Annotated in this window: 26 protein-coding genes; 11 read left to right on the top strand and 15 right to left on the bottom strand. The window is 69.6% G+C overall.

Translation table 11 applies throughout. From position 1 onward, the window contains the following. Window positions 1–12: 12 nt before the first annotated feature. From ABT367_RS07445 to ABT367_RS07460, 4 genes are read right to left on the bottom strand one after another with little or no spacing between them, the layout of a single operon-like run. Window positions 13–1,335 (bottom strand): NADH-quinone oxidoreductase subunit D, encoded by a 1,323-nt coding sequence (locus ABT367_RS07445; protein ID WP_352250540.1) that lies wholly within the window; start codon window positions 1,333–1,335, stop codon window positions 13–15. Then, window positions 1,335–2,069 (bottom strand): NADH-quinone oxidoreductase subunit C, encoded by a 735-nt coding sequence (locus ABT367_RS07450; RefSeq protein ID WP_352250542.1) that lies wholly within the window; start codon window positions 2,067–2,069, stop codon window positions 1,335–1,337. The genes ABT367_RS07445 and ABT367_RS07450 overlap by 1 nt, the downstream gene beginning before the upstream one ends. Continuing rightward, on the bottom strand, window positions 2,066–2,620 hold the full coding sequence (locus ABT367_RS07455) for a NuoB/complex I 20 kDa subunit family protein (RefSeq protein ID WP_352250544.1): 555 nt from the start codon (window positions 2,618–2,620) through the stop codon (window positions 2,066–2,068). The genes ABT367_RS07450 and ABT367_RS07455 overlap by 4 nt, the downstream gene beginning before the upstream one ends. Window positions 2,621–2,634: 14 nt before the next feature. Further along, window positions 2,635–2,994, bottom strand: coding sequence for an NADH-quinone oxidoreductase subunit A (locus ABT367_RS07460; RefSeq protein WP_093617117.1), 360 nt, complete (start codon window positions 2,992–2,994; stop codon window positions 2,635–2,637). A 711-nt stretch (window positions 2,995–3,705) separates the two neighbouring features. On the opposite strand from ABT367_RS07460, the gene ABT367_RS07465 reads away from it, so the two are divergent. After that, a complete protein-coding gene (locus ABT367_RS07465) occupies window positions 3,706–4,494 on the top strand; it encodes a C40 family peptidase (RefSeq protein WP_352250546.1) in 789 nt (262 codons plus the stop codon). A 90-nt stretch (window positions 4,495–4,584) separates the two neighbouring features. On the opposite strand, the gene ABT367_RS07470 is transcribed toward ABT367_RS07465, so the two are convergent. Then, window positions 4,585–5,097 (bottom strand): hypothetical protein, encoded by a 513-nt coding sequence (locus ABT367_RS07470; protein ID WP_352250548.1) that lies wholly within the window; start codon window positions 5,095–5,097, stop codon window positions 4,585–4,587. Window positions 5,098–5,154: 57 nt separating this feature from the next. On the opposite strand from ABT367_RS07470, the gene ABT367_RS07475 reads away from it, so the two are divergent. Beyond that, window positions 5,155–5,487 carry a DUF952 domain-containing protein gene (locus ABT367_RS07475; protein WP_352250550.1) on the top strand — a complete coding sequence of 111 codons (333 nt, stop codon included), beginning with the start codon at window positions 5,155–5,157 and terminating at the stop codon, window positions 5,485–5,487. A gap of 13 nt (window positions 5,488–5,500) precedes the next feature. Here the strand turns inward: ABT367_RS07475 and ABT367_RS07480 are convergent, their stop codons facing one another. Continuing rightward, a complete protein-coding gene (locus ABT367_RS07480) occupies window positions 5,501–6,823 on the bottom strand; it encodes a geranylgeranyl reductase family protein (protein ID WP_352250552.1) in 1,323 nt (440 codons plus the stop codon). A gap of 99 nt (window positions 6,824–6,922) precedes the next feature. Between ABT367_RS07480 and ABT367_RS07485 the strand changes: the two genes are divergently transcribed. Continuing rightward, window positions 6,923–7,453, top strand: a complete 531-nt coding sequence (locus tag ABT367_RS07485; RefSeq protein ID WP_352250554.1) for a GNAT family N-acetyltransferase — start codon at window positions 6,923–6,925, stop codon at window positions 7,451–7,453. Window positions 7,454–7,590: 137 nt separating this feature from the next. Then, the gene (locus ABT367_RS07490; RefSeq protein WP_352250556.1) at window positions 7,591–7,911 is read left to right on the top strand and encodes a PASTA domain-containing protein; all 321 of its coding nucleotides are present in this window, start codon (window positions 7,591–7,593) and stop codon (window positions 7,909–7,911) included. 107 nt (window positions 7,912–8,018) lie between these two features. On the opposite strand, the gene ABT367_RS07495 is transcribed toward ABT367_RS07490, so the two are convergent. The 6 genes from ABT367_RS07495 to ABT367_RS07520 all read right to left on the bottom strand — a co-directional run bounded on the left by ABT367_RS07495 (window position 8,019) and on the right by ABT367_RS07520 (window position 16,164). Beyond that, the gene (locus ABT367_RS07495) at window positions 8,019–10,631 is read right to left on the bottom strand and encodes a proline-rich domain-containing protein (protein ID WP_352250558.1); all 2,613 of its coding nucleotides are present in this window, start codon (window positions 10,629–10,631) and stop codon (window positions 8,019–8,021) included. 187 nt (window positions 10,632–10,818) lie between these two features. Next, on the bottom strand, window positions 10,819–11,760 hold the full coding sequence (locus ABT367_RS07500; RefSeq protein ID WP_352250560.1) for a glutaminase: 942 nt from the start codon (window positions 11,758–11,760) through the stop codon (window positions 10,819–10,821). A 28-nt stretch (window positions 11,761–11,788) separates the two neighbouring features. Continuing rightward, window positions 11,789–12,481 carry a demethylmenaquinone methyltransferase gene (locus ABT367_RS07505; protein ID WP_165334884.1) on the bottom strand — a complete coding sequence of 231 codons (693 nt, stop codon included), beginning with the start codon at window positions 12,479–12,481 and terminating at the stop codon, window positions 11,789–11,791. A gap of 130 nt (window positions 12,482–12,611) precedes the next feature. Then, complete coding sequence (locus tag ABT367_RS07510) at window positions 12,612–13,202, bottom strand: imidazolonepropionase-like domain-containing protein (protein ID WP_352250562.1); 591 nt, start codon at window positions 13,200–13,202, stop codon at window positions 12,612–12,614. A gap of 7 nt (window positions 13,203–13,209) precedes the next feature. Then, window positions 13,210–14,409 carry a cyclic dehypoxanthinyl futalosine synthase gene (gene mqnC, locus ABT367_RS07515; RefSeq protein ID WP_352250564.1) on the bottom strand — a complete coding sequence of 400 codons (1,200 nt, stop codon included), beginning with the start codon at window positions 14,407–14,409 and terminating at the stop codon, window positions 13,210–13,212. An 84-nt stretch (window positions 14,410–14,493) separates the two neighbouring features. After that, window positions 14,494–16,164, bottom strand: coding sequence for a serine/threonine-protein kinase (locus ABT367_RS07520; RefSeq protein WP_352250566.1), 1,671 nt, complete (start codon window positions 16,162–16,164; stop codon window positions 14,494–14,496). Between the two features lie 207 nt (window positions 16,165–16,371). Between ABT367_RS07520 and ABT367_RS07525 the strand changes: the two genes are divergently transcribed. Next, on the top strand, window positions 16,372–17,385 hold the full coding sequence (locus tag ABT367_RS07525) for an alpha/beta hydrolase (RefSeq protein ID WP_352250568.1): 1,014 nt from the start codon (window positions 16,372–16,374) through the stop codon (window positions 17,383–17,385). Window positions 17,386–17,426: 41 nt separating this feature from the next. Then, window positions 17,427–18,278, top strand: coding sequence for a MerR family transcriptional regulator (locus tag ABT367_RS07530; RefSeq protein WP_352250570.1), 852 nt, complete (start codon window positions 17,427–17,429; stop codon window positions 18,276–18,278). Here ABT367_RS07530 and ABT367_RS07535 read toward each other — a convergent pair. Beyond that, complete coding sequence (locus ABT367_RS07535) at window positions 18,275–19,126, bottom strand: menaquinone biosynthetic enzyme MqnA/MqnD family protein (protein ID WP_352250572.1); 852 nt, start codon at window positions 19,124–19,126, stop codon at window positions 18,275–18,277. The genes ABT367_RS07530 and ABT367_RS07535 overlap by 4 nt on opposite strands. Window positions 19,127–19,450: 324 nt before the next feature. Here ABT367_RS07535 and ABT367_RS07540 point away from each other — a divergent pair, with 324 nt between their 5' ends. After that, complete coding sequence (locus tag ABT367_RS07540) at window positions 19,451–19,654, top strand: cold-shock protein (protein WP_052580872.1); 204 nt, start codon at window positions 19,451–19,453, stop codon at window positions 19,652–19,654. Between the two features lie 119 nt (window positions 19,655–19,773). On the opposite strand, the gene ABT367_RS07545 is transcribed toward ABT367_RS07540, so the two are convergent. Further along, window positions 19,774–20,187, bottom strand: coding sequence for a hypothetical protein (locus tag ABT367_RS07545; protein ID WP_352250574.1), 414 nt, complete (start codon window positions 20,185–20,187; stop codon window positions 19,774–19,776). 167 nt (window positions 20,188–20,354) lie between these two features. Here ABT367_RS07545 and ABT367_RS07550 point away from each other — a divergent pair, with 167 nt between their 5' ends. Beyond that, window positions 20,355–21,158, top strand: a complete 804-nt coding sequence (locus tag ABT367_RS07550; RefSeq protein WP_352250576.1) for a thioredoxin domain-containing protein — start codon at window positions 20,355–20,357, stop codon at window positions 21,156–21,158. A gap of 36 nt (window positions 21,159–21,194) precedes the next feature. Continuing rightward, window positions 21,195–21,887, top strand: a complete 693-nt coding sequence (locus ABT367_RS07555) for a trypsin-like serine peptidase (protein WP_352250578.1) — start codon at window positions 21,195–21,197, stop codon at window positions 21,885–21,887. A 42-nt stretch (window positions 21,888–21,929) separates the two neighbouring features. Here the strand turns inward: ABT367_RS07555 and ABT367_RS07560 are convergent, their stop codons facing one another. Next, window positions 21,930–23,756 (bottom strand): AMP-dependent synthetase/ligase, encoded by a 1,827-nt coding sequence (locus ABT367_RS07560; RefSeq protein ID WP_352250580.1) that lies wholly within the window; start codon window positions 23,754–23,756, stop codon window positions 21,930–21,932. Window positions 23,757–23,865: 109 nt separating this feature from the next. Between ABT367_RS07560 and ABT367_RS07565 the strand changes: the two genes are divergently transcribed. Then, window positions 23,866–24,909, top strand: a complete 1,044-nt coding sequence (locus ABT367_RS07565) for an AraC family transcriptional regulator (RefSeq protein WP_434975422.1) — start codon at window positions 23,866–23,868, stop codon at window positions 24,907–24,909. An 85-nt stretch (window positions 24,910–24,994) separates the two neighbouring features. After that, window positions 24,995–26,158 carry a lipase family protein gene (locus tag ABT367_RS07570; protein WP_352250584.1) on the top strand — a complete coding sequence of 388 codons (1,164 nt, stop codon included), beginning with the start codon at window positions 24,995–24,997 and terminating at the stop codon, window positions 26,156–26,158. The last annotated feature ends 69 nt before the right edge of the window (window positions 26,159–26,227 follow it).

Raw genomic sequence — 26,227 nt, forward strand, 5'->3', positions numbered from 1 at the left:
CTTGAGAAGTGGTCACCGGTCGACGCCTCCCATCACGGGGTCGATGGACGCGACGGCGACGATGACGTCGGCGACCTGCCCGCCCTCGCACATCGCCGCCATGGCCTGCAGATTGGTGAAGGACGGGTCGCGGAAGTGGACCCGGTAGGGGCGGGTGCCGCCGTCGGAGACGACATGGACGCCGAGCTCGCCCTTGGGCGATTCGACGGCCGTGTACGCCTGGCCGGGCGGGACCCGGAAGCCCTCCGTCACCAGCTTGAAGTGGTGGATCAGGGCCTCCATGGAGGTGCCCATGATGTTCTTGATGTGGTCGAGCGAGTTGCCGAGTCCGTCCGGGCCGAGCGCGAGCTGCGCGGGCCAGGCGATCTTCTTGTCGGCGACCATGACCGGTCCCGGCGCGAGCCGGTCCAGGCACTGCTCGATGATCCGCAGCGACTGCCGCATCTCTTCGAGCCGGATCAGGAAGCGGCCGTACGAGTCGCAGGTCTCGGAGGTCGGGACCTCGAACTCGTACGTCTCGTAGCCGCAGTACGGGTCGGTCTTGCGCAGGTCGTGCGGCAGACCGGCCGAGCGCAGGATCGGGCCCGTGGCCCCGAGGGCCATGCAGCCCGCGAGGTCGAGGTAACCGACGTCCTGCATACGGGCCTTGAAGATCGGGTTCCCGGTCGCGAGCTTGTCGTACTCGGGAAGGTTCTTCTTCATGGTCTTCACGAACTCGCGCAGCTGGTCCACCGCGCCTGGCGGCAGATCCTGGGCGAGACCGCCGGGGCGGATGTACGCGTGGTTCATCCGGAGCCCTGTGATCAACTCGTAGAGATCCAGGATCAGTTCGCGGTCCCGGAACCCGTAGATCATGATCGTGGTCGCGCCCAGCTCCATACCGCCGGTGGCGATGCAGACCAGGTGCGAGGAAAGCCGGTTCAGCTCCATGAGCAGGACGCGGATGATGCTCGCGCGGTCCGGGATCTGCTCCTCGATGCCGAGCAGTTTCTCGACGCCGAGGCAGTACGCCGTCTCGTTGAAGAACGGCGTCAGGTAGTCCATGCGCGTGACGAAGGTGGTGCCCTGCGTCCAGGTCCGGTACTCGAGGTTCTTCTCGATGCCGGTGTGCAGATAGCCGATGCCGCAGCGGGCCTCGGTGACCGTCTCGCCGTCGATCTCAAGAATCAGGCGGAGAACCCCATGAGTGGACGGGTGCTGCGGGCCCATGTTGACGATGATGCGCTCGTCGTCGGACTTGGCCGCGGCCTGCGCGATCTCGTCCCAGTCGCCGCCGGTGACTGTATATACAGTCCCCTCGGTGGTCTCGCGGGCGGAAGCGTGTGAAGTGCTCATCAGCTGTACGACCTCCGCTGGTCCGGAGCCGGGATCTGGGCGCCCTTGTACTCGACGGCGATACCGCCGAGCGGATAGTCCTTGCGCTGCGGGAAGCCCTGCCAGTCGTCCGGCATCATGATCCGCGTCAGCGCCGGGTGACCGTCGAAGATCAGCCCGAAGAAGTCGTACGTCTCACGCTCGTGCCAGTCGTTGGTCGGATAGATGCCGACCAGGGACGGCACATGCGGATCGCTGTCGGGAGCGCTGACCTCGAGCCGGATGAGCCGGCCGTGCGTGAGCGAGCGCAGGTGGTACACCGCGTGCAGCTCACGGCCCTTGTCCTCCAGGTAGTGCACACCGCTCACGCCGGTGCACAGCTCGAAGCGCAGGGCCGGGTCGTCGCGCAGGGTGCGTGCGACCTGGAGCAGGTGCTCTCGTACGACGTGGAAGGTGAGCTCGCCGCGGTCGACGACCGTCTTCTCGATCGCGCTCGAAGGGAGGAGGTCCTGCTCCTCCAGGGCGCCTTCGAGTTCGTCGGCCACCTCGTCGAACCAGCCGCCGTACGGGCGGTTGCTGGGACCGGGCAGCCGCACCGAGCGGACGAGGCCGCCGTAACCCGAGGTGTCGCCGCCGTTGTTGGCGCCGAACATGCCGCGCTGGACGCGGATCTCCTCGCCGTGCTCACCGCGCTGGCCGGGGAGGTTGGAGGCGCCGAGGTCCTTCTCGGGGTTCACGCCATTGCTGTCACTCACCGGAGCAGCCCCTTCATCTCGATCAGGGGGAGCGACTTGAGGGCCGCCTCCTCCGCCTCGCGAGCGGCCTCTTCGGCGTTCACACCGAGCTTGGAACCCTGGATCTTCTGGTGCAGCTTGAGGATCGCGTCCATGAGCATCTCGGGCCGCGGCGGACAGCCGGGCAGATAGATGTCGACGGGGACGATGTGGTCGACGCCCTGGACGATCGCGTAGTTGTTGAACATGCCGCCGGAGGAGGCGCAGACGCCCATGGAAATGACCCACTTGGGGTTCGGCATCTGGTCGTAGACCTGCCTGAGGACCGGCGCCATCTTCTGGCTGACCCGGCCCGCGACGATCATCAGGTCCGCCTGGCGGGGCGAACCGCGGAACACCTCCATGCCGAAACGGGCGAGGTCGTAACGCCCTGCGCCCGTGGTCATCATCTCGATGGCGCAACAGGCGAGGCCGAAGGTGGCGGGGAAGACGGATGCCTTGCGCACCCAGCCCGCTGCCTGTTCGACCGTCGTCAGCAGAAAACCGCTCGGCAGCTTCTCTTCGAGTCCCATAGGTCCCTAGCCCCTCAGTCCCATTCCAGGCCGCCGCGTCGCCAGACGTACGCGTAGGCGACGAAGACGGTGAGCACGAAGAGCAACATCTCCACGAGCCCGAAAACACCCAGGGCGTCGAAGGTGACCGCCCAGGGATAGAGGAAGACGATCTCGATATCGAAGATGATGAAGAGCATCGCCGTCAGGTAGTACTTGATCGGGAAGCGCCCACCGCCGGCCGGAGTCGGCGTCGGCTCGATACCGCACTCATAGGCTTCGAGTTTGGCGCGGTTGTACCGCTTTGGACCGATAAGCGTGGCCATGACCACGGAGAAGATCGCAAAGCCTGCCGCTAGGGCTCCCAGTACGAGGATGGGCGCATAAGCGTTCACCGCTCCTCGCTCCTCTCAGTCGACATTGACTGCTTCGGCGGACTGACTTCTTGGGGCGCGTGCCCCGACTCACCAAGATCGTGCTTATGTGAGGCAGTTCACAAGCCCAACTGCCCCGCATCCTATGCCTGCCGGTCTGTGATCTGCGACACGGGGTACGACAACGCCTTTGTGATCTCCACCACCTGACGAAGGATCATGAAGTCGGATGAGCGGTGATCTTCATACGCGAAGCTCCGGAGTGATCACCAATGGTGATCAATTAGCCAGTTACCGCTGGTCACGAGGGTGCGCTCACTATCAAGTGATGGCAGCTGCAAGCAAATTGGCGCCTTGATCGGCAACCTGATAAGGGCAGCCTTCCCTCGCTCGGGGGACCCTTTTGTACGGCTGCTGACGCGTGCACACATTCACGAGCGATTCCGTGCCCGTTCGCCAGCTCGCGATGGAGACCTGTTCGTGACCTGTGCCACTTCTGTGAGGACCGTGAAGAACCGGGCTTGGCCAACAACAGCGAGCAGTGGTAAGTGCGGGGCAAAACGGGCGTTACTTGGAAAACCCATGATCACAGCGCCGATCATGGCTGTCCAAATTGCCCGTTACGGCGTCAATAAGCGTCGACACGCGCGGGATTCGGCTCGATCGGCCACAACTGTGGCGCAGCACACGTTTCTTGAAGGGAACCCTGACGCCCTGATACCGGTTGTTCTCATGTCCCACACCGCTCACATACCCAGCCACCGGAAGCCCCGCCCGCAGCGCGTCACCAAGCTGCGCGCCGGAGTTGCCGGTGGCGTCCTCAGCACCCTCGCGGTGGCCGGCACCACTGGCATGGCGAACGCGGCCGAGCCGGTGACCGAGACCATCGAAATGCCGACGCTCACCACCGACCTGGCAACCCAGGTGGCCGCCACCGCGGACGCCACGCAGCAGGCGGCCGACGCGTACACGCTCCAGGCGGACAAGGACGCGGCCATCGAGGCCGCCGCCAAGGACGCCAAGGAGGCCAAGGACGAGGCCAAGGCCAAGGCCGCCGCCAAGAAGCGCGCCGCCGAGCGTGCCGCCAAGGAGCGCGCCGCCCGCGACTCCGAGCGCACCACGCTCTCCACCGCCTCCGCCTCCGCCACCGCCGAGGCCCCCGCCTCCGGTTCGGTCTCCGCGGTCATCTCCTTCATGAAGGCCCAGCTCGGCGACGCCTACGTCATGGGTGCCACCGGCCCCAACGCGTGGGACTGCTCCTCCCTCGTCCAGGCCGCGTTCAAGCAGGCCGGCGTGGATCTGCCGCGCGTCTCCCAGGACCAGTCGATGGTCGGCACCGAGGTCGGCACGTCCAACCTCCAGGTGGGCGACATCCTTTACTGGGGCGGCAAGGGCTCGGCGTACCACACGGGCGTCTACATCGGTAACGGCCAGTACCTGGACGCCGCGAACCCCTCGAAGGGTGTCGTCATCCAGGACCTGTCGGGCTACCCGGCTTCGGGCGCGGTCCGCGTTCTCTGAGTCCGCGTTCCCTGATTCCGCGTCACACCGCGTACGGCGAAGGGCCGCTGCACCCTCGGGGGTGCAGCGGCCCTTCGCTTTTCCGTGCGGTCAGTCCATGGACGCGGTCAGGTGGTACGTCGTGTCCACCCAGAAGCCCCTGCCCGTGTCCGCCTTGATCTCCAGGACGTACTCGCCGGGGTGCAGCGGGGCGAGCGCGCCCCACAGGCCCCAGGTGTGGCGGCGCTCGCCGTCCGGGCCGAACTGCCCGGAGAACTGCGTCAGTCGCAGCGGCACGCCGTTGAGCCAGGCCTCGGCCCGCGCGATGGGCATCCTCGGCGGCTCCTGGTCGAGCCGGCCCCGTACGGTCTGGATGTTGAAGACCGGGAAGAACACCGGCCGGTCCGCCGGGATCGCACAGGTGCGGGTGACTTTGCCCCCGTACGTCCCCGCCAGGAACCACAGGTCGTCCGGCTGGTTCCAGGCGGCGTGCTCCCCCGTCTCGTCCCGGACCGGGCTCAGCTCCTCGGGCGCGGACAGCGCCCACTGCCACCAGCGCCCGGCCAGCGCGCCGCCCACCCGGGGCTCCAGCTGCCAGGAGCCGTCCGGTATCGCCTCGTTCACAGTCCCACCCCTTGTCCCGTACCCCCGCCCCCGGAGCCGTTGTTAGGCTCGGCCGCCATGACGGAGCTCCTGCATCTCACCGAACGCGCCCTGTGGGACGAGGCCGTTCGCACCGGTTCGTACGAACAGTCCACCCGCGGCCGGACCCTCGCCGAGGAGGGATTCATCCACTGCTCGACCCGGCAGCAGCTCCCGGCCGTGGCGCGGTTCCTGTACGGCGAGGATCCGCACCACGGCGAGCTGGTCGTCCTGGTCGTCGAGGCCGAACGCCTGACGGCTCCCGTGCGTTACGAGGCCGCGTCGCCGGGCGGGCCCGAGTTCCCGCACGTCTACGGTCCGATCCCCACGGAAGCCGTCGTCGCTCTGGAGCCCTGGCCCGCCACCGGTTGAGCCGCGTACGCGGTCAGGCCTTCGGGGCCACCTTCGACAGACCGTTGATGATCCGGTCCATCGCGTCGCCGCCCGACGGGTCCGTCAGGTTCGCGAGCATCTTGAGCGTGAAGCGCATCAGCATCGGGTGCGTCAGGCCCCGCTGCGTCGCGATCTTCATGACCTTCGGGTTGCCGATCAGCTTCACGAAGGCGCGGCCCAGCGTGTAGTAGCCCCCGTAGGTCTCCTTGAGGATCTTCGGGTAGCGCTGCAGGGCCAGTTCGCGCTGCGAGGGGGTCTGGCGGGAGTGCGCCTGGACGATGACGTCCGCCGCGATCTGGCCGGACTCCATGGCGTACGCGATGCCCTCGCCGTTGAAGGGGTTCACCAGACCGCCCGCGTCACCGACGAGCAGCAGGCCCTTCGTGTAGTGCGGCTGGCGGTTGAAGGCCATCGGGAGAGCGGCGCCCCGGATCGGGGTCGTCATGTTCTCCGGCGTGTAGCCCCAGTCCTCCGGCATCGAGGCGCACCAGGCCTTGAGGACCTCGCGCCAGTCCAGCTCGCGGAAGGCCTTCGAGGAGTTGAGGATGCCGAGGCCGACGTTGGACGTGCCGTCGCCCATGCCGAAGATCCAGCCGTAGCCGGGCAGCAGCCGGTCCTCGCCCGGACCGCGGCGGTCCCACAGCTCCAGCCAGGACTCCAGGTAGTCGTCGTCATGGCGGGGGCTTTCGAAGTACGTACGGACCGCGACGCCCATCGGACGGTCCTCGCGGCGGTGCAGGCCCATCGCGAGGGAGATCCGCGTGGAGTTGCCGTCCGCGGCGACCACCAGCGGGGCGTGGAAGGTGACTTCCTTCTTCTCCTCGCCGAGCTTGGCGTGCACGCCCGTGATGCGGCCCGTGCGGTCGTCGAGGATCGGGGCGCCGACGTTGCAGCGCTCGTAGAGGCGTGCGCCCGCCTTCTGCGCCTGGCGTGCGAGCTGCTCGTCGAAGTCGTCGCGCTTGCGGACGAGCCCGTAGTCCGGATACGAGGCGAGCTCGGGCCAGTCGAGCTGGAGCCGCACGCCGCCGCCGATGATGCGCAGCCCCTTGTTGCGCAGCCAGCCGGCCTCTTCGGAGATGTCGATGCCCATCGACACCAGCTGCTTGGTGGCGCGCGGGGTCAGGCCGTCGCCGCAGACCTTCTCGCGCGGGAACGCGGTCTTCTCCAGGAGCAGGACGTCGAGTCCGGCCTTCGCCAGGTAGTACGCCGTCGTGGCTCCGGCCGGTCCGGCTCCGACCACGATGACATCGGCGGTGTTCTCGGACAGGGGTTTGGTGAGGGCGTCGGATACGGGCTCGGAGAGGGGCTCGGTCACGGCGGGTTCTCCCCTGGCGTAAAGAATCTGCGTGCTGAACAGCACTGGACAGGGGCAGTCTATGGGGGCCGCTTGATCACGAATCGGAGGGCCGCCCGCATGACACCACCCACGCCTCGATCGCTCGTGCCCCTGCCCGCCGACCGCCTGCGCGTCCCGACCGAGGAGGACGCGTATGCCTGGCATCAGGTGTTCGACGACCCCGAGGTGATGGAGTTCCACGGCGGGAAGTCCGCCGAGGTCTCGGTGTACGAGGAGCTCACGGCCCGCCAGCGCCGCCATGACGCCGAACTCGGCTTCTGCTTCTGGACGATCCTCGGCGAGGACGGCCGGGTGGCCGGCTTCACGGGCGCACAGCCCTGGCCGCATCCGCAGTGGGGGCCGGTGGGTGCCATAGAGATCGGCTGGCGGCTCGGCCGGTCCGCGTGGGGCAAGGGCCTGGCGACCGGGGCCGCGCTCACCACCCTGGAACGCCTCGAGGCGGCCGGTGTGCCGGAGGTCGTCGCGATGGTCAACGCCGAGAACCACCGGTCGATCGCCGTGATCGAGCGGCTCGGGATGGAGCTGGCCGAGGAGTACGTCACGCCCGTGGGCAACAAGCGCGGACGCCGGTACCGCTTGGTGCTGTGAGTCTCCGCGTGCCGCTCTGACCTCCCGCCCGGTTCCCGGGGTCCCGCTGTGACCGGTCCGCCGCCTTCCGGTCGGACCGGTTGCCGTCTACCCTTCCGGTACGCCTGGGGGTGACGGCTTTGCGCAGAAAACCCGAAGTGACGGTCCCGAAGTTCGTCGGTCAGATGGCGATGGACGTACGTGAACAGGCAGCGCTCGTCGGCCTGTTGGTCGACGCTCCGCAGGAGCCCGACTTCCCGTTCATGGTCACCGACTATGTCGTACGGCAGTTCCCCGAGCCGGGCGCGCGGGTGCCCTTCGGCGCGGTCGTCACCCTCTGGTTCGACTTCGGTCCCGACGAGGGCGAGGGCGGCAGCGGGGTCCGCGAACCGCGCACACCCCGCCCACCGCACGGCGGGATGCAGCGGGAGCTGGACGAGCCCGGCGGCAGCGGGGAGTGGATCCTGCCCGTGCGGTGAGCCGGTGCCGTGCGGGCGCCGCCCGGATGCTCAACCTCCGGGCGGCGGGCGTCAGTTCGGCGAGGTGCCGTGCCAGGCGTCAGTTCGGCGAAATGCCGTGCCAGGCGTCAGTTCGTGAGGCGCCAGGTCGCGAGCGCCTCGTCGAAGATCTCCTGGCCGCCGAGCTCCCAGTTCTCCTCGTAGTCCGTGAAGTAGATGGCGTACTCCGTGCCGTCCTCGGCCACATACCCCTGGTCGATGGCGTGCACGGTGCGGCCGGTCTCCTTCTCGGTGTACGTGTACTCCCAGATGGCGCCCGGCAGCCCGCGGAAGGTGTTCTCCTCCAGCCGCACCCGCTGATAGTCGGGCTGATTCTGCGACTTCTGCTCGATGGTCAGGAAGTTCTCGTACGAGGAGACGGGGGCGTCCGGGACGACACCGATCAGGAAGTGCCCGAACCCGGTCGAACCGGCATAGGTGATCTGCCCGTTCTCCTCGCCGACGCGGCTCCAGACGTCCGGGACCGCGAAGGAGAAGCCGGCGGGGTCGGTGACGATCCGCGAGCTGGTCCCTGCGGTGGGGCTCCCGGACGCGTCGGTCGCGGGCGTCTCGGAGGGGACGGGGTCGGTGGTGGGCGGCTCTGTGGTGGGCGGCTCAGCGCTGGGGGACGGGGAAGCGGAGACCGAGGGCTTGGCATCGTCCGTACCCGGATCCCCGCCGTCCTCGTTCTGGAGCAGCAGGAAACCGGCCGTCGCGCCACCGCCGAGGGCGAGCGCGGCGGTGAGGGTGACGACCCAGAGCGCGACGCGGGAGCGTTGCGCGGGCGGTCCGGCGGGGGTCGGCGCAGGGGGCGGGTATCCGTAGCCGTGGCTGTACAACGCGTCGGGGGCGGAGGGGACTTGGGTGGGCTGGGCGGCGAAGGGGGTGTACGGGCCCGGCGGGGGCGCACCTTGCGGGTGGGGCGCCTGTCCTACCTGACCGGGCGCTTGTCCGCCCTGCCCGGGGACCGGTTCGCCTTGACCGGGCACCGGTCCGCCCTGCCCGGGGACCGGTTCGCCCTGACCGGGGACCGGTTCGCCCTGACCCGGCGCCTGCTCGTCCTGACCGGTCTGAGCTTCCTGACCGGGCGGCCGCGCGGCGTCGGGTACGTCCTGGTCGGCGGCCGGTCCCCCCAGCATCCCCAGTTCGTACACCGGGTGAGCGGCGGGGGCACCGGTGAACGGCGGTGCGTACAGCGGCGTCGGCGGGGCGTAGGGCGCGGGCGGCACGCTGCCGTTGCCGGTCATCCGCAGCACGTACGGCCCGAGGAAGGTGGCCGCCGAAAGCCACAGCAGGCCGAAGAGGAGCATCTCCGGGATGCTCAGGCCGGCCTCGAAGCTGCCCTGTCCGCTGAGCTCCGCGATCTCGCCGGACGATCCCTCGAGGGCCGGCCCGGAGACGGCGCCCACGATCAGCAGGACGGCGAAGAACAGCCCTGCCACCAGGACCTGTTCACCCCGCCCGGCGTGCCGGCGAGCGGCGAGCACACCGACGGTCAGCGCGCACACCGCGCCGAGCGCGAGCCCGCCGGCCAGCGCCCAGTCGTTGGTCAGATCGGCGAGCTCGGACAGATCGACGGTCTCGGACTCCGTTCCGCCCGAGAAGCCGCTGCTGCCGCGCGCGCTGAACTCCAGCGCACCGCCCCAGCCCAGACCCACCGCCGCGGCGCCCAGATTGGGCAGGAACGCGAGCAGGACGAGCAGGCCCTCCTTCTCCATGTCCTCCTGGGCGGCGAGGCAGAGATACGCGACGAGTGCGCCGAGCGCCAGGACGACAGCCAGGGCGCGCAGGGCAGTTGCCCCGGCCCGTACGAAGGCGTGGACACCCGGGCGTACCGCGAGCCATTCCGCCAGATCGTCCCGGTGCAGCAGCGCGGCGGCCGTCGCGAGCGAGAGGCCCAGGGCGCCGAGCGCGGAGAGCAGCGGGGCCGAGGACACCTCGACGCCGTCGATGGTGGGCGCCGCGAACAGCGCGAGCACCAGAACCGCACCGCACGTCAGGAGCGCGATCCGTACGGCCGCTTCGAGACCGGCGGTACGGGAGGTCCGCGGCACGAGGGCCTGGCGGGCGCGCAGCATGCGGACGCCGATGAGCAGGGCCACGATCCACAGGGCCGTGAGGGTGAGCGGTACCACTGAGAGGGAGGCGGTGCCGGAGTCCCCTCCGCTGCCCTCGAAGAGGCCCGAATCACCGCCGGATCCAAAGGGGTTGGAGTCCTCACCCGGCCCGCTCACCTCGAACCCGCCGCCGACCCCTTGCAACAGCAGGGCCAGGACCAGTCGGAAACGGTCGGTGAAGGAGACGACGACCTCGTCCTCCTGCCCGTACGAAGGAATCGCGATCGCGGCGGAGGCGATGAGCAGCATCCCGACGGGCCAGAGCGCGGCCTGCGCGGACGCGGCCCAGCCGCCGCGGAAGGCACGCCCGAGGAAGGCGCCGACGGGCGAGGGGCCCGCGGGCGCGGGAACGTACGCGGGCGGAGGCGGTCCCAGGGGTCCGGCCGGGGCGCCGGGCAGAGCGGTGGGCGGAGGCGGGGCGTGCGGCGTGGGGACGCTCGGTGCGGGGGCGTTCGGCGGCGGCGGCGTTGTGCCGGGGGCCGCGTCCGCAGGCGGAGTGCCGGGGGCCGCGTCCGCAGGCGGAGTGCCGGGGGCCGCGTCGGCAGGAGGCGCCGGGAGTTCCCCTCTCGCCCGCCCGCACTTCATGCAGAAGCGGGCCTCCTCCTGGAAGGGGGTGCCGCAGTCAGGGCAAGGCCACTGTGGCCGCTGAGGGGACAAGCCGGGCTCCTGGCGTCAGATCCGGGGACGGGAGCGGTGTTCCGCATCCGTACGGACTCAGCCTGCCCCTGCCGCGGTTCCCGTCAACTCCCCTTCACCGAAGACCCCTTGGGCATCAGAAGACCGAAAGACCCGTGAGGGTGGTGAACCGGTCGAGCGCCGCGACCCCTGCCACCGAGTTCCCGCGCTCGTCGAGGCCCGGACTCCATACGCACACCGTGCACCGACCGGGCACGACCGCGACGATGCCGCCGCCCACACCGCTCTTGCCGGGCAGCCCGACCCGGTAGGCGAACTCGCCCGCCGCGTCATAGGTCCCGCAGGTCATCATCACCGCGTTGACCTGCTTGGCCTCGCTGCGGCTGAGCAGCCGCGAGCCGTCCGCGCGTACGCCGTGGCGGGCCAGGAAACCCCCGGCCAGGGCGAGATCGGCACAGTTCATCTCGATCGAGCACTGGCGGAAGTAGTGGTCGAGCAGCGGCGGAACCGGCTGGCGGATGTGACCGTACGAAGCGATGAAGTGCGCGAGCGCGGCATTGCGGTCGCCGTGCGCGGCCTCCGACGCGGCTACTTCGAGATCGAAGCCGATCTGCGGATTGCCGCTCTCGGCACGCAGGAATTCGAGCAGATCGGCGCTCGCGTCACCGGTCAGGGTCTGCAGCCGGTCGGTGACGACGAGGGCGCCCGCGTTGATGAACGGATTGCGCGGGACGCCGTTCTCGTACTCCAACTGCACAAGGGAGTTGAAGGGGTTGCCCGAGGGTTCGCGGCCGACGTGCTCCCACAGCGCGCCGCCTTCGTGCGCGAGGACGAGGGCGAGCGCGAACACCTTGGTGATCGACTGAGTGGAGAACGGCGTCTGCCACTCCCCCACCCCGCACACGCCGCCGTCGAGATCCGCGACGGCCATGCCGAAGCGGTCCGGGTCCACGCAGGCGAGCGCGGGGATGTAGTCGGCGGAGCGGCCGCGGCCCGGCACGGCGGAGACCTCGGCGGCGATCTCCTCCAGTACGGGCAGATATGTCCCGGCCTTCGGCGCGTCGTGTGCGAACGGCATGGCTCGGTCCTCCCGGTCCTTGCCGCGCTCAGGCCTTGAAGCCCCGGTGCAGCGCCACGATGCCGCCGGACAGATTGCGCCAGGCCACCTTCGACCAGCCGGCGCCCTGGAGCTTCGCGGCGAGCGCGGGCTGATCCGGCCAGTCGCGGATGGACTCGGCGAGATAGACGTACGCGTCGGGGTTGGACGACACGGCCCGCGCGACCGGGGGCAGCGCGCGCATCAGGTACTCGGTGTAGACGGTGCGGAACGGCGCCCAAGTGGGGTGGCTGAACTCGCAGATGACGACCCGGCCGCCGGGCTTGGTCACGCGGTACAGCTCGCGCAGGGCCTGGTCGGTGTCCTGCACGTTGCGCAGGCCGAAGGAGATGGTGACGGCGTCGAAGACGTCGTCCTTGAACGGCAGCTTCGTGGCGTCGCCCGCGGTCAGCGGCAGATGCGGGTGGTTGCGCTTGCCGACGCGGAGCATGCCGAGCGAGAAGTCGCAGGGCACGACGTACGCGCCGGTCTGCGCGAAGGGCAGGCTCGACGTCGCGGTACCGGCCGCGAGGTCGAGCACCTTCTGTGCCGGCCGCGCGTCCACCGCCTGCGCGACGGCCTTGCGCCACACCCGGTCCTGACCGAGGGAGAGCACGTCGTTGGTGAGGTCGTACTTCTCCGCGACGTCGTCGAACATCGAGGCGACTTCGTGCGGCTGCTTGTCCAGGGATGCGCGGGTCACTTCTGCATCCTCTCAGGTGGGGGGTCCTGTTCCCCATCGGGGCTCCGCCCCGGGCCCCACGCGGCGGAGCCGCACAATGTCACAGCCGAACTTCGTTCGGACCGCCTCGAACGCCGGCGGGGCCGAGCGGTTACTGCCCCCGGTACACCAGCCGTCCGCCGAGCACCGTCGCCACGCAGGTCGACGCGCCCCGTTGCACCAGCTCCTCGCGGGACGGTACGTCGAAGACCGCGAAGCGGGCCGGGCCGCCCACCGCGAGCTTGGGCAGGAGGACCAGCGGTCTCGGGGACAGCGAGACCGGGCCGGGGAGCTTCGGCGGACGGCCCCCGAAGGCCAGGCCCACTCCGCGTGCCGCGTCCAGCGCGGCCTTTGACTTCAGCTCGCCGCCGATCGCCACCGTGCCGTGCGCGAGCAGCCGTTGGACGCCGCGACGTGCGCTCGGGCCGAGCCGCGCGGGTTCGGCGAGGAAGATCTCCCGGGCGCGCGCACCGCCGATCGGCGTCGTGCCGTACGTACCGGCCTCGCGCGGGTCCGGGTGGTACGTGGTCTCGAGGATCTCCGGACCGTACGGGTTGAGCAGCCCGGGCGTGAGGATCCCGGGCCAGCGCCGCACCCGCACGGCGGGATGGGCGGCGGCCAGGTCCTCGTACGACCCGAGGGCCGCGATCGTGTCACCGTCGACGAGGACCGAGCCGTCGTCCGTGGCGTGAAGGGTCAGCAAAGCGCGCTCAGTTGGCCGAGAGCAGCTTGAGCTCGGGATGAGCCGTGCCGCCCTCGATCGCCGTGGACGAGATGTGCGAGGCCACGCGGTGGTCCACCGGGTCGTTCGCCGGGTCGTCGTGCACGACCAGGTGCTCGTACGTGGTGGAGCGCTGGGCCGGCACGCGGTCGGCGGTGCGGATCATCTCGATGATCTCGTGCAGGTTGGAGCGGTGCTTGGCGCCCGCCGACGAGACCACGTTCTCCTCCAGCATCACCGAGCCGAGGTCGTCCGCGCCGTAGTGCAGCGTGAGCTGGCCGACCTCCTTGCCGGTGGTGAGCCAGGAGCCCTGGATGTGGGCGACGTTGTCGAGGAAGAGCCGGGCGATCGCGATCATCCGCAGGTACTCGAAGAGCGTCGCCTGCGTCTGGCCCTTCAGCTTGTTGTTCTGCGGCTGGTACGTGTACGGGATGAAGGCGCGGAAGCCGCCTGTGCGGTCCTGCACGTCACGGATCATGCGCAGGTGCTCGATCCGCTCGGCGTTGGTCTCGCCCGTGCCCATGAGCATGGTCGAGGTGGACTCGACGCCCAGGTTGTGGGCGATCTCCATGATCTCCAGCCAGCGCTCGCCCGACTCCTTGAGCGGGGCGATCGCCTTGCGGGGACGCTCGGGAAGCAGTTCGGCGCCGGCGCCCGCGAAGGAGTCGAGACCGGCCGCGTGGATCCGGCGGATGGCTTCTTCGGCGGAGACCCCGGAGATACGGGCCATGTGCTCGACCTCGGACGCGCCGAGGGAGTGGATGACCAGCTGCGGATAGGCCTTCTTGATCGCCGAGAAGTGCTCTTCGTAGTACTCGACGCCGAAGTCCGGGTGGTGTCCGCCCTGGAACATGATCTGCGTACCGCCGAGCTCCACGGTCTCCGCGCAGCGGCGCAGGATGTCGTCGAGGTCGCGGGTCCAGCCCTTGTCCGTGTCCTTGGGCGGGGCGTAGAAGGCGCAGAACTTGCAAGCCGTCACGCAGACGTTCGTGTAGTTGATGTTCCGCTCGATGATGTACGTCGCGATGTGCTCCGTACCTGCGTAGCGGCGGCGGCGTACGGCGTCGGCGGCCGCGCCGAGCGCGTGCAGCGGCGCGTGCCGGTAGAGGTCGAGGGCCTCTTCCGGGGTGATCCGACCGCCCTCGGCGGCGCGGTCGAGAATCGACTGGAGTGCGGCCTTCTCGGTCACCGGCTGGTCCCTTTCGGACGTGGAGAGCGGACCGATCCAGCGTACGCCAGGGGGGTCGGGACCTTTCCGGGGGCCGGGCCCCGGCTAGCCGGTCTTCGAGAGCCGGGCCTGCGCGTTCCCTCCCTCGGGATTCTCCGAGGAGTACTGGAGGTCGTCGCCGACCGGTGTCAGACGCACCGTGTGGTCGTTCTGCGTGCAGCGCGAGTCGTTCTTGTTCTTCGCCTTGCCCGTCGCGATCAGCTCCTTGTCCGTGACGGACTTCAGGATCAGGATGTCGGTGCAGGTGCTGAGGCCGAGCTCGTCCGTCATGCTCGCGCTGCCCAGCTCCGCACCCGGTTTCACCTGCTTCACGGTCACCTTGACCGTTCCCGCCGGCAGGCCCTCGAGTATCTGCGCCTTGCCCTCCCAGGCGCCCGCATAGCGCTCGGGGATCTCTTCGAGCGACTCGCCGGAGCCGCCGCCGTTCCCTCCGGGCTCGGAGGTCTCCCCGGGCTCGGAGGACTGCGTGGCCGCCGGCGGTTTCCTGCCCTGGTCGGTGCCGTCGGAGCCGCCGTTGTCGTCCGGCAGCATGTTGAAGACGAACACCCCGCCCAGAGTGACCGCCGCGACGGCGCTCGCGACCGCGAGGGCAAGCGTGCAACTGACCTTGCGCCCCCGCCCGTTGTCCCCCTGCGTGCTCGCAGCGGTCATCGAGACGGAGACCTTGCCGGGCGGCGGCGGGGTGTCGGCCGCCGCGGGCCCCCGGTCCTCGGGAGCCTGCGCCGCATGCACGACCGGGGCCGCATACGTGGGGTCCGGCGGCCCGAATACGCCGGGCTTGCTGAACGCCACAGGACCCGAGGCATCCGACGAGGGCTCCAGGTCGAGCAGGCGTACGGCGCTTCGGCTGACCTGTTCCACCAGCGGCCCCGGCAGCCAGCCCGCCGCCGCGAGCTCTGCCGCACCGGCGGGGGCGAGCCGCCGTGCGACCTCCGCCGGAGCCGGACGGGCCGAGGGCTCCTTGGCCAGACAGTCGAGGATCACCTCGCGCAAGTCACCGCCGGGCAGGGCGACTTCGGGTTCGGTGTGCACCACCTGGTAGAGGAGCGCCGCCGACGAGTCGCCGGTGAAGGGTGCGGTGCCGGTCGCCGCGTACGCGAGGACCGCGCCGAGCGAGAAGACGTCCGATGCGCCGGTGACGCCCTTGCCGAGGATCTGCTCGGGTGCCATGTAGCCGGGCGACCCGATCGAGACGCCGGTGGAGGTGAGCGAGGCCGTGCCGTCCGTGGCGCGGGCGATACCGAAGTCGATCAGGCGCGGGCCGTCCAGGGCGAGCAGCACGTTGGACGGCTTGACGTCCCGGTGGACCAGGCCGAGCGCGTGTACGGCCGCGAGTGCCTCGCCGAGTCCGGCGCCGAGCACGCGTACGGAATGGTCCGGCAGCGACCGCAGTGCTCCCCGCTCGCCGACCGCGTCCGACAGCGAGGGCCCCGCGACATAGCCCGTGGCGACCCACGGCACGGAGGCCTCGGCGTCCGCGTCGAGCACGGGGGCGGTCCAGGCGGCGCCGACCCTGCGGGCGGCGTCGACCTCGCGCCGGAAGCGGGCGCGGAACTCCTCGTCCAGGGCGAAGTGCGGATGCACGACCTTGACGGCCACGGTCCGCCCGCCGGCGCTGCGGCCCAGATAGACCCGCCCCATCCCGCCCGCGCCCAGACGTCCGAGCAGCCGGTACGGGCCGATGGTGGCGGGTTCGCCCGCTTCGAGCGGCTGCATGGTGTCGGCCTCCCCCGGATGTCACTGGCCCTCGGCGCACCGCCCTTCCCCGGCCGCGATGCGCTACCCAGCAGCGTAGGCCCGAAGGGTGCGGGTGCAGTGGCCCGGATCACCTTCCGTCACAGGCAACCCGATGTATCCCGTTTGCCTCTTTCTGTCCGGAAAATCAACGTCCCTGCCCCTGCCCTTGCCCTGCCGGAGAAGACCATGAAGCGCCTGAAGCGTCCGTACATCACGGCGGTGATCGCCACCCTCGCCATCGCCGCCGCCCTCGTCGCCGTCCTGCGGCCGGGCAGTGGGAAGGACGAGGTCAGCTTCGGCGGTACGCACTCGACGCAGCAGGCCAAGGCCAACCCGGCCGCCGACGTGCAGCTGCCGACGAACCCGCGCGACTGGGAGACCCAGCGCACGCTCGCCGACGGCACGACGATCGGCGTCACGACCCTGCACGGCGCGAAGTCGGGCTTCGAGGGCAAGGTCTGGGTGTGGGCGCCCAAGGAGTACAAGGACCCGAAGTACGCGAACAGCGCCTTCCCGGTCCTCATCGCACTGCCCGGTGCGTACGGCTTCCCGAACAACTACTGGTGGGGCAAGGACTTCTCGCTCCAGGAGAAGGTCGCGCAGGCCGCGGCCCAGGGGAAGAGCAAGCCGTACATCATCGTGATGCCCGTCCAGAACCCGAACCGGGACCACTACTACGACGGCGCCGACATCCCAGGCCAGCCGAAGATGGGCACCTGGATGTCCGAGGACGTGCCGAACCTCGTCAAGGAGAACTTCCGCACGTACAAGTCCCCCGAGGGCTGGGGCTTCTTCGGCTCGTCCTCGGGCGGCTACATCGGCATGAAGATGGCGCTGGAGCACCCGGACAAGTTCAGCTTCGCGATCGCCGGCGGCCCGGACACCTTCCCCGACTCGCCCCTCTGGAAGGGCCACGAGAAGGAGAAGCAGGCCAACAACCCGGAGCAGCTGGCCGCCGATCTGATCAAGAAGGGCGGCCCCACCAAGGTGCGCATCACGATGCTGATGGGCGACAAGGAGCCCGCGAAGGACCTCGAGCGGATCAAGGACTTCATCGCGATGTACAACAAGGGCCCGGTCGCCATCGACCTGCACATGATCCCGAACGCCGGCCACGATGGCTACAAGTACGGCACCGCCCTCTTCCAGGGCCCCCTGGAGAACATCAGCAAGCACGTCCCGGGACCCGTGGCCGGCTAGGGCTTGACTCTCGGGTTACGAGAGACGGCACAGTCGATGCCGTGGACAGGACAAACCTGCTGCCGATCGGGCAGTTCTCGCAGGCCAGCGGCCTCTCCGTCACCGCCCTTCGGCACTACGACGCCAGCGGCGTGCTGGTACCGGCCTTCGTCGACCCGGCGAGTGGCTACCGGTACTTCCGGCGTGACCAGGTGCGTACGGCGCAGTCGATCAGGGCGCTGCGGCAGTTGGACATCCCGGTCGAAGAGGTGCGGCGGCTGCTCGGTGGCGGCGAGGAGAAGCTGGTCGCCGCCCTGCGGGCGCATCTGAGGGCGGCCGAACGGCGACTGGAGGTACAGCGTTCCTTGGTCCACAGCCTGTTGAGCCGACTGACCGAAGGAGCAGAGATGACCCACCACGTCACCGTGCGCCAGGTAGCCGCCGACCGGATCCTCGTCCGCGGGGCAACCCTGGACAACTCCGGGCTCGACCCCTTCCTTCGCGGTGCCTACCAGGAGATGTACGAGGTCGCCGGTCGCGGCCCGCTCACCTTCACCGGGCCCGCGTTCGTCCGCTTCCACGGAGTATGCGACGACGAGAACGAGACGCTGGTCGAGGCGTGCCTGCCGTTCCGGGAGGACGGCGCGCAGCCCGCGGACCTGCCCGAGGGCATGGTTGTGTGCGAGCTGCCCGAGACCACCGTGGCCTGCACGAAGGTCGAGGGAGCGGCCGCCGCGTTCCCGCAGATCCTCGGCGCGTACGACGCCGTCGCCAACTGGATCACCGAACACGGCTTCGCCTTCGCGGGACCCGTCCGGTTGATCTACCGCCGGTGGACCGGGACACCGGCCGCCCCGGGCAACCGCCTGGAAATCGCCTGGCCGATCGACGAACCCACCGGCGACTTGGTCTAGCCGTCCAGCAGGTCGACCTTCACGTCCGCCGGGAAGCCCGTCGTCGGGCCGACCCGGCGGGCGAACTCGGTGACGCCGGCCAGCTGGTCGGGGCCGAAGCGGAAGTCGAGGGTCGTGAAGTAGCGCTCGAGCACGCCGGCGTCGAAGCTCTCCCAGCGCGCCGCCTGCTCGGCGACCTTCGCGACCTCTTCGAGGGACACATCGCGCGAGGCCAGGAACGCCTCGTGCACCTGCCGTACGACATGGGGCTCGCGCTCCAGGTAGTCGCGCCGGGCCGCCCAGACCGCGAAGACGAAGGGCAGCCCGGTCCACTCCTTCCACATCGCGCCGAGGTCGTGCACCTGCAGACCGAGCCGCGGTGCGTCGTGCAGGTTCGCGCGCAGTGCCGCGTCCCCGATCAGGACGGCCGCGTCGGCCTCCTGCATCATCACGCCGAGGTCGGGCGGGCACGTGTAGTAGTCGGGCCGCACGCCGATGTGCTCGGCGAGCAGCAGCTGCGCCAGGCGTACGGAGGTGCGCGAGGTGGAGCCGAGCGCCACGCGCGCCCCGTCGAGCCGGTCCAGCGGCAGCTGCGAGACGATCACGCAGGACATCACCGGACCGTCGCAGCCCACCGCGATATCGGGCAGGGCGACCAGCTGGTCGGCGTTCTTCAGGAACTCGACGAGGGTGATCGGACCGATGTCCAGATCGCCGCGTACGAGCTGCTCGCTGAGCTTCTCCGGGGTGTCCTTCGTGAGCTCGAGGTCGAGCAGGGTGCCGGTCCTGGCAAGGCCCCAGTACAGCGGCAGACAGTTCAGGAACTGGATGTGACCGACTCGTGGCCGGCTGCGGGGAGAATTGTCCACATCGCGAGGCTAGACCCGGCGCCGCGCGGCACGGAGCCCGGGGCGGCCCCGACCTTCAGACTTGTCCACTTTCATCCATTACGTCACAGTTTCGTCAACACGTGCGAGGCGCCTGTCAAACATACGAGTGACGTGATCTTGCCCTCTATCGCTTCCCACAGACTGCGTGCTACGCTCGGCGCAAGTTGCAGTTTGGTTTCCCTTGCAGTACAGAGCCTGCGGAGCATGTAACCGCGGGCTCTCGTCGTTTTCAGACTTTTGCAGTAGTGGTGACACTCGCGGGTTCTGGGAGCAGGGACACCCTTTGGCCCATAGGAGGGCTTTATGGCTACCGGAACCGTGAAGTGGTTCAACGCTGAAAAGGGCTTCGGCTTCATCGCCCAGGAAGGCGGCGGCCCGGATGTCTTCGTCCACTACTCCGCGATCAACGCGTCCGGCTTCCGCTCCCTCGAGGAGAACCAGGCCGTGAACTTCGACGTCACGCAGGGCCCGAAGGGCCCGCAGGCGGAGAACGTCACCCCGATCTAATTCGGGCGACATTCGCTTGATCCGCCCGGCCTGCCCTGGCCGGGCAACGGATTGCAGTACCCAAGGAGCCCCCTCCCCGCCTCGGCGGGGATGCGGGGCTCCTGCCTTTTCCCTGCCCGCTACTTCTGCTTCTTCGGTACGGGCAGGAGCAGCAGCGCATAGGCGAGCTGGCCGCCGGCGAAGGCGAGCGGCACGGCGGGCTCCACATCCCAGAAGGCGGCGGCGACCGGCGCGAGCACGAGCACGAGGAGTGCGGCCGTCACGGCCCGGAAGACCCAGGGCGGCACGGCGTCGCGGCGGCCCGCGATCAGGGCGAGCACGGCGGCCGACGGTACGCCGATCCACACGGTGGCGAGCCCCAACACGAACAGCAGCTCGGCCACCATCGGCAGCTCCCCGGACACGGCCGTGTAGATCACGCCGTACAGCACGATCCCCGCCACGAAGAGCAGCCCGTGCCGCAGAATGCTCAGCCAGGTCCAACGCGTCCTGGGGCCGAAGCTCCCGAGCGGTGCTCTCTCGCCGATGGTCATGTCCATCCCCCCGGATGTTCTGGTGCCCAACGGCCCCCACCGCTGCTTCTTTCAGCGTACGTCCTGGTCAAAGGCCCCTTCACTGCGGGCCGAACTACCCTGCCGGGCGGGCCGGTTCTCTTCTTACGGTGAACGCGTACTGCATCGTGAAAGGGACCGGCACACGCATGAGCGGCAACAGCGGCAGCAAGAAGGACCGGCAGAGGGCGGCCCGTGAACGGCTGCACGCGGAGCGGGCGGCCGCGGCGCGCAAGGCGAAGGTGCGCGGGCGCGTGCTCGTGTCGGCCGCGATCGTCTCCTCGCTCGCCCTCGTCGGCGGTGTCGCCTGGTACGTCACGCAGCCGACCGCGGACGCCGCGGCGGCCGAGGGACCGCTGGTGCGCCCGGCCCACACCACCGGCAAGGACGGGGTGGTCATCCCGTACGGGAAGGCGGACAACGAGCACGTGCTCACCGTCTGGCTCGATCCGCGCTGCCCCTACTGCGCGGGCGCCGAAACAGGGCTCGGCAAGACGATGAAGCAGCAGGCCGATGACGGTGAGTACCGGATCGAATACCACTTCGCGACCTTCCTCGACGGGTCGCTCGGCGGCAAGGGTTCCAAGCGGGCGCTGAACGCGCTGGGCGCCGCGGTGAACGAGAGCCCCGAGAAATTCATGGAATACATGAATGTCCTGTACGCGAACCACCCCGAGAAGGAGTCGGACGACAAGTTCGGCTCGACCGCCACGCTGCTCGAACTCGCGGACAAGGTCGACGGACTGCGGACGCCCGCATTCAACAAGGCCGTCAAGGAACTCACGTATATGCCGTGGGTCGAGAAGGTCTCGCAGCAGTTCTATGAGCAGGACATCAACGGGACGCCGACGGTCCTGATCGACGGCAAAAAGATCCAGGTAAACTCGGGCAAGGGGATCGAGTCCATTTCGCCCGAGCAGTTCACCGAGCTCGTGGACGAGAACATCAAGTAGTTCACGAGCGAGGAGTGCGTCATCCGGCGGCGATGGGTGTGGAAACTACGGGCGCTCGCCTCCGCGGCCGCGCTTGTCTCCATCGTCGCGCTCTCGGATGTGCGGGACGCCCCTGAACCCGACCCGGACATTCCGTCGTACGTGGGCGCGCTCTTCAGCAATGATCTGGACGGCGGACATTTCTGCACCGCCTCGGTCGTGCAGAGCAAGGGCCGCAATCTCATCGCCACCGCGGCGCACTGTCTCGGGGACGCGGACGGAAAGGTGTTCGCGCCCGGATATCACAACGGCCAGGCTCCTTATGGCGTCTGGACCGTGGAGGAAATCCACGAGGACGCGTCCTGGCTGGAGCGCGAGGACGAGGACGCGGATATCGCTTTCGCGACGCTCGCGCCCCTGGACGGCCAGGAAATCGAGGACGTCACGGGGGCGAACACCCTCGATTCCGGCGGCAGCACCGGCGAGAAGGTCACCGTGACCGGCTATCCCAGCGACCTCGACCATCCGCTGACCTGCACGGTCGACGCCGTCGAAGTGTCCGGCACCCAGCAGCGCATCGACTGCCCCGACTTCACGACCGGCACCAGCGGCAGCCCCTGGGTGACCGGGGACGGCCGGCTCGTGGGGGTGCTCGGCGGATACGAGGCCGGCGGCGAGACCGACGACACCTCGTACAGCATCGTGCTGGGCGAACTGACGGCCCGCCTGTACGAACACGCGAACAGCTAGCTCTGCTCGTACGGCACGTCAACTGCGCTCGTGCGGCGCGGCTCAGTTCTGCTCGTACAGTGCGTCGATCTCCGTCGCGTACCGGTCGATGACCGCCTTGCGCCGCACCTTCATGCTCGGGGTGAGCAGCCCGCCCTCGACGTCGAAGTCCTTGTCCAGGAGCGCGAAGGCGCGGATGCGGGCGGGGCGGGCGAGTTGGGCGTTGGCGGTTTCGACGGCCTTCTCGATCAAGGCGTGCACCTGCGGGTCCTCGAGCGAGGTGAGCGTGATGCCCGCGCGGGACGCCCAGCCGCGGATCTCCTCCTCGTCCAGGGTGAGCAGGGCGACCGGGTACGGGCGGTGGTCGCCGACCATCACCGCGCGCGAGATGAACCGCGACTCCTGGAGGGCGAATTCGGTGAGCGAGGGGGTCAGGTTCTTGCCGCCGGACGTGATGATCAGGTCCTTCTTGCGGCCGGTGATGAAGAGATAGCCGTCCTCGTCGAGCCGGCCGAGGTCACCGGTGTGCAGCCAGCCGTCGGCGTCCAGCGCCTCGGCGGTCGCGGCCGGGTCGGCGTGGTAGCCGGGGAAGACGTGGGGGCCGCGGGTGAGGACCTCGCCGTCCTCGGCGATCCGCACCTCGCAGCCGGGCATCGGGCGGCCCACCGAGCCGTAGCGGCAGGCGGCCGGGTGGTTGAGCGAGATGACGCCGCCCGATTCGGTCATCCCGTATCCCTCGAAGAGCGAAATACCGCAGGCGCGCAGGAAGTTGAGGGTGGCCGGGGCGATCGGGGCCGCTCCGGTCAGCGCCCACGTGAGCCGGCCGCCGAAGGCTCCCCGTACGAGGGAGAAGAGCTTCTCGTCGGCCGACCGCCAGGCCTCGAGGAGTTCGGGCGAGGGCTCCTCTCCCCGTTCGCGCAGGTCGGCGACCTCGACACCGACCCGAAGCGCCTCCTCGAAGCGTTCCGCGCCGCCCTCCTGGGACTCGGCGAGCGAGAGCACCACCGAGTGGATCTTCTCGAACAGGCGCGGTACGGACGGCAGATGGGTCGGCCGGGCCTCGGCCAGTTCCCCGACGATGTCCTCGATCCGGCCGCCGAAGTAGATCAGCTCCGTGCCCTTGAGCAGCGTCTTGAACTGCACCAGCTGCGCCATCGCGTGCGCGAGCGGCAGATAGAGATACGTGGAGTCCCCCTCGGACTCCGGGATCAGATCGAGGGTTCCGTCGCGTACCGCCGCGAAGTTGCCGTGCGTGAGCAGGCAGCCCTTGGGCATGCCGGTGGTGCCCGAGGTGTAGATGACCGTGGCCACATCGCCGTCGGTGCGGGCGTCCGCGCGGGCGTCCAGCGCGTCGTCCGTGGCCAGGTCCGCCGGCCGCAGCAGGTCGTGGTCCTTCTCGCCCGCCTCGCTCATCAGGACCACCTCGCGCACCCCGGGCAGCCGCTCGCGCAGGCGGTCGATCTTGGCGGCCTGCGCGGCGTTCTCGCAGATCACCACCGAGGAACCGGAGTCGGTGAGGACCCAGACGACCTCTTCGTCCCCCGCCGTCGGATACACCGGCACCACCACGGCGCCCGCCGCGAACGCCCCGAGATGCGCATACGTCCACTCCGGCCGGGTCTCCGCGAGGATCGCCACCCGGTCGCCGGCGCACACCCCGAGCCCCATCAGACCGGCGGCCACCTGCCGCACGGTGGTGCGCAGTTGGGTGTATGTGAGGGAGCGCGGGCCCTCGGGAGTCCTGAAGCGCAGGGCGGGGCGTTCGCCGTAGCGCTCGCCCGCCCAGTCGGCCAACAGCGCCAGAGTCTTGGGGTGTTCGGTCTGATGCGCGACGGTTTCATGGTGTTCAGACTGCTGCACTGCGGTTTTGGGGTGTTCGGACTGCTGCACGGCGCCTCCCGGATCCACGGTGCGTACGACGCTAGGGACGCTGAGCGACGAGAAGGGATGACCGGTGACGTCAGCACCACTGACCTTGGAGCTCAGTCCCGCTACCGTCATGACCATGGCGAGGCGGACGATCACCGTGCACCAGGTGCGGGCGCTGCTGAGCGGCGTCCGGCGCCGAGGCGTCGACACCGTTCCCCTGCTGCAGCGGGCGCAGATACCTCCGCTGCTGCTCGGCGACGAGCGGGCGCGGGTCACCCCGGCGCAGTTCGTCCGCCTCTTCCGGGAGTTGTACGAGCTGACGGGCGACGAGTTCCTCGGGCTCAGCACCGCACCCAGCCGGCCCGGCACCTTCGCGATGATGTGCCACGCCTCGCTCGGCAGTCGCGACCTGGGGGCGGCGATCGAACGCGGGGTCACGTTCTACGGGCTCTTTCCCGGCGGTCCGGATCTGACCCTCGTACGGGAAGGCGACGAGGCGGTGCTCGTCGTACGCAATGACTTCGCATCCGAGGAGCAGCGCTTCCTCGCCGAGTGCGTGGTGATCATCTGGCACCGGCTCTGCAGCTGGCTGATCGGGCGGCGCATCCCGCTGAGCTGGGCTTCCTTCACCTCTCCCGCGCCCCCGTACAAGGATGAGTTCCCCCAACTCTTCGGCTGCCCGGTGCACTTCGGGGCCTCGCGTACGGGCGCCGCCTTCCCCGCCCGGTACCTCGCCGCACCCCTCGTACGCGACGAGGGCGAGCTGGCGCAGATGCTGCGGCGGGCGCCGTTCGAGCTGCTCAGCCGTCGCGAGTACGGGACGACGGTGGCCGAGCAGGTACGGCGGGCGCTCGTGCGGGCGCTCGGGGACTCGCCGCGGCTGCCCGCGCTCGGCGAGATCGCGGCGCGCCTCGCGGTGAGCCCGGCGACGCTGCGGCGGCGGCTGGCGGCGGAGAGCACCTCGTACAAGGAACTGAAGGACAGCGTGCGCAGGGACGCGGCGATCGCGGGGCTCGCCGAGGGCAGCGAGCCGATCGCGGAGCTGGCGGCGCGGCTCGGGTTCTCCGAGGACACGGCCTTCCACCGGGCGTTCCGGCGGTGGACGGGGACGACACCGGGCGCGTACCGGCTGGCCACCGCGGCACCTGGTGAGACGCGGAGTCAGCAAAGCTGAGCTGCCCGGTCAGCCCGTAACTTACTCGCCAGTCACTACCTTCACCTCAACTGACCCATCCCCACAGGACAGTTGGGAGAGCCGCATGCGTATCCCCAGATCGCTCCTCTCGGGACTGTGCACCGCCGTCCTTGCCGTGGCCCTGCTGCCGGCCACCGCCGCCGCGGCGCCCCAGGCCGCGGAGCAGCCCGGCGACGTGCTGAGCGTCGCCGATTCATCCTTCCACCCGCTTCCGCTGCAACCCACCAACACCAAGGCCTGGAAGATCAGTTACCGGTCGACCTCGGCGACCGGGGCGGCCAACACCGTCACCGGCACCGTGATCGTCCCCAAGGACGGCAGGAGCGGGCCGCGCCCGCTGATCACCTACGCCGTGGGCACCGTCGGACTCGGGGACTCCTGCGCGCCCAGCGCGGGCTTCCCCAAGGGCACCACGATGGAGGCCAGTCTGATCCAGCAGTACCTGTGGCGCGGCTGGGCCGTGGTCGTCACGGACTACGAAGGGCTCGGCACCCCGGGCGAGCACACCTACACGGCCGGGCGCTCGGCCGGGCACGCCATGCTGGACGCGGCGCGCGCCGCCCAGCGCATCCCGGCCGCGGCCTCCTCGGGGATCACCGCGCAGAGCCCGATCGGGATCGTCGGCTACTCGCAGGGCGGTCAAGCCTCGTCCTGGGCCGCGGAGTTGAAGGACTCCTACGCGCCCGAGCTGAACGTCAAGGGCACGGCGACCGGTGGCGTCCCGGCGCATCTGGAGAAGCTGGTGCCGGTGCACGACGGCGGCTACGGATCGGGCCTTCTCTTCATGGCGGCCGCGGGCCAGGACGCCGCGTACCCGGAGCTGAAGCTCGACTCGTATCTCAATACGGCGGGCAAGGCGCTGGTCGGGTTCTTCCGCACCAACTGCGTGGTCATCGACTCGACGGTGGGGTCCTTCAAGCGGATCTCGGACCTGACGACGAGCAACCCGCTGGCGACACCCGAGTGGCAGCAGCGGCTCAACGAGTCGGATCTCGGGACGCACAAGCCGGATCACCCGGTGTACCTGTACCACGCGCTGGCCGATGAGCTCATCCCGTACTCGCTGGGGACGGGGCTGCGCAAGGACTGGTGTGCGCGGGGGGCCGCCGTGGACTGGCGGACGATCGTGGTCGGGGAGCATGTGTCCGGCGTGATCACCGAGGTGACGCGGGTGCAGAACTGGCTCGCGGACCGGTTCGCGGGCAAGCCGACGTCCGGCAACTGCTGACGGGGCGGACGCGGCGGGAAGCGGGGCCCGGCTTTGTGCCGGGCCCCGCTTCAGTGCCCGCCCGGACCC

This window comes from Streptomyces mesophilus, from assembly GCF_040300965.1.
Lineage (GTDB): Bacteria > Actinomycetota > Actinomycetes > Streptomycetales > Streptomycetaceae > Streptomyces > Streptomyces mesophilus_A.

Bases quoted from the DNA above. Each gene is read 5' to 3' on its own strand.
- ABT367_RS07540 (WP_052580872.1), top strand. From the start codon at position 19,451: ATGGCTACCGGAACCGTGAAGTGGTTCAACGCTGAAAAGGGCTTCGGC.
- ABT367_RS07545 (WP_352250574.1), bottom strand. From the start codon at position 20,187: ATGACCATCGGCGAGAGAGCACCGCTCGGGAGCTTCGGCCCCAGGACG.
- ABT367_RS07550 (WP_352250576.1), top strand. From the start codon at position 20,355: ATGAGCGGCAACAGCGGCAGCAAGAAGGACCGGCAGAGGGCGGCCCGT.
- ABT367_RS07565 (WP_434975422.1), top strand. From the start codon at position 23,866: ATGACCATGGCGAGGCGGACGATCACCGTGCACCAGGTGCGGGCGCTG.
- ABT367_RS07570 (WP_352250584.1), top strand. From the start codon at position 24,995: ATGCGTATCCCCAGATCGCTCCTCTCGGGACTGTGCACCGCCGTCCTT.
- ABT367_RS07465 (WP_352250546.1), top strand. From the start codon at position 3,706: ATGTCCCACACCGCTCACATACCCAGCCACCGGAAGCCCCGCCCGCAG.
- ABT367_RS07475 (WP_352250550.1), top strand. From the start codon at position 5,155: ATGACGGAGCTCCTGCATCTCACCGAACGCGCCCTGTGGGACGAGGCC.
- ABT367_RS07520 (WP_352250566.1), bottom strand. From the start codon at position 16,164: ATGCAGCCGCTCGAAGCGGGCGAACCCGCCACCATCGGCCCGTACCGG.
- ABT367_RS07525 (WP_352250568.1), top strand. From the start codon at position 16,372: ATGAAGCGCCTGAAGCGTCCGTACATCACGGCGGTGATCGCCACCCTC.
- ABT367_RS07495 (WP_352250558.1), bottom strand. From the start codon at position 10,631: ATGAAGTGCGGGCGGGCGAGAGGGGAACTCCCGGCGCCTCCTGCCGAC.
- ABT367_RS07455 (WP_352250544.1), bottom strand. From the start codon at position 2,620: ATGGGACTCGAAGAGAAGCTGCCGAGCGGTTTTCTGCTGACGACGGTC.
- ABT367_RS07445 (WP_352250540.1), bottom strand. From the start codon at position 1,335: ATGAGCACTTCACACGCTTCCGCCCGCGAGACCACCGAGGGGACTGTA.
- ABT367_RS07485 (WP_352250554.1), top strand. From the start codon at position 6,923: ATGACACCACCCACGCCTCGATCGCTCGTGCCCCTGCCCGCCGACCGC.
- ABT367_RS07500 (WP_352250560.1), bottom strand. From the start codon at position 11,760: ATGCCGTTCGCACACGACGCGCCGAAGGCCGGGACATATCTGCCCGTA.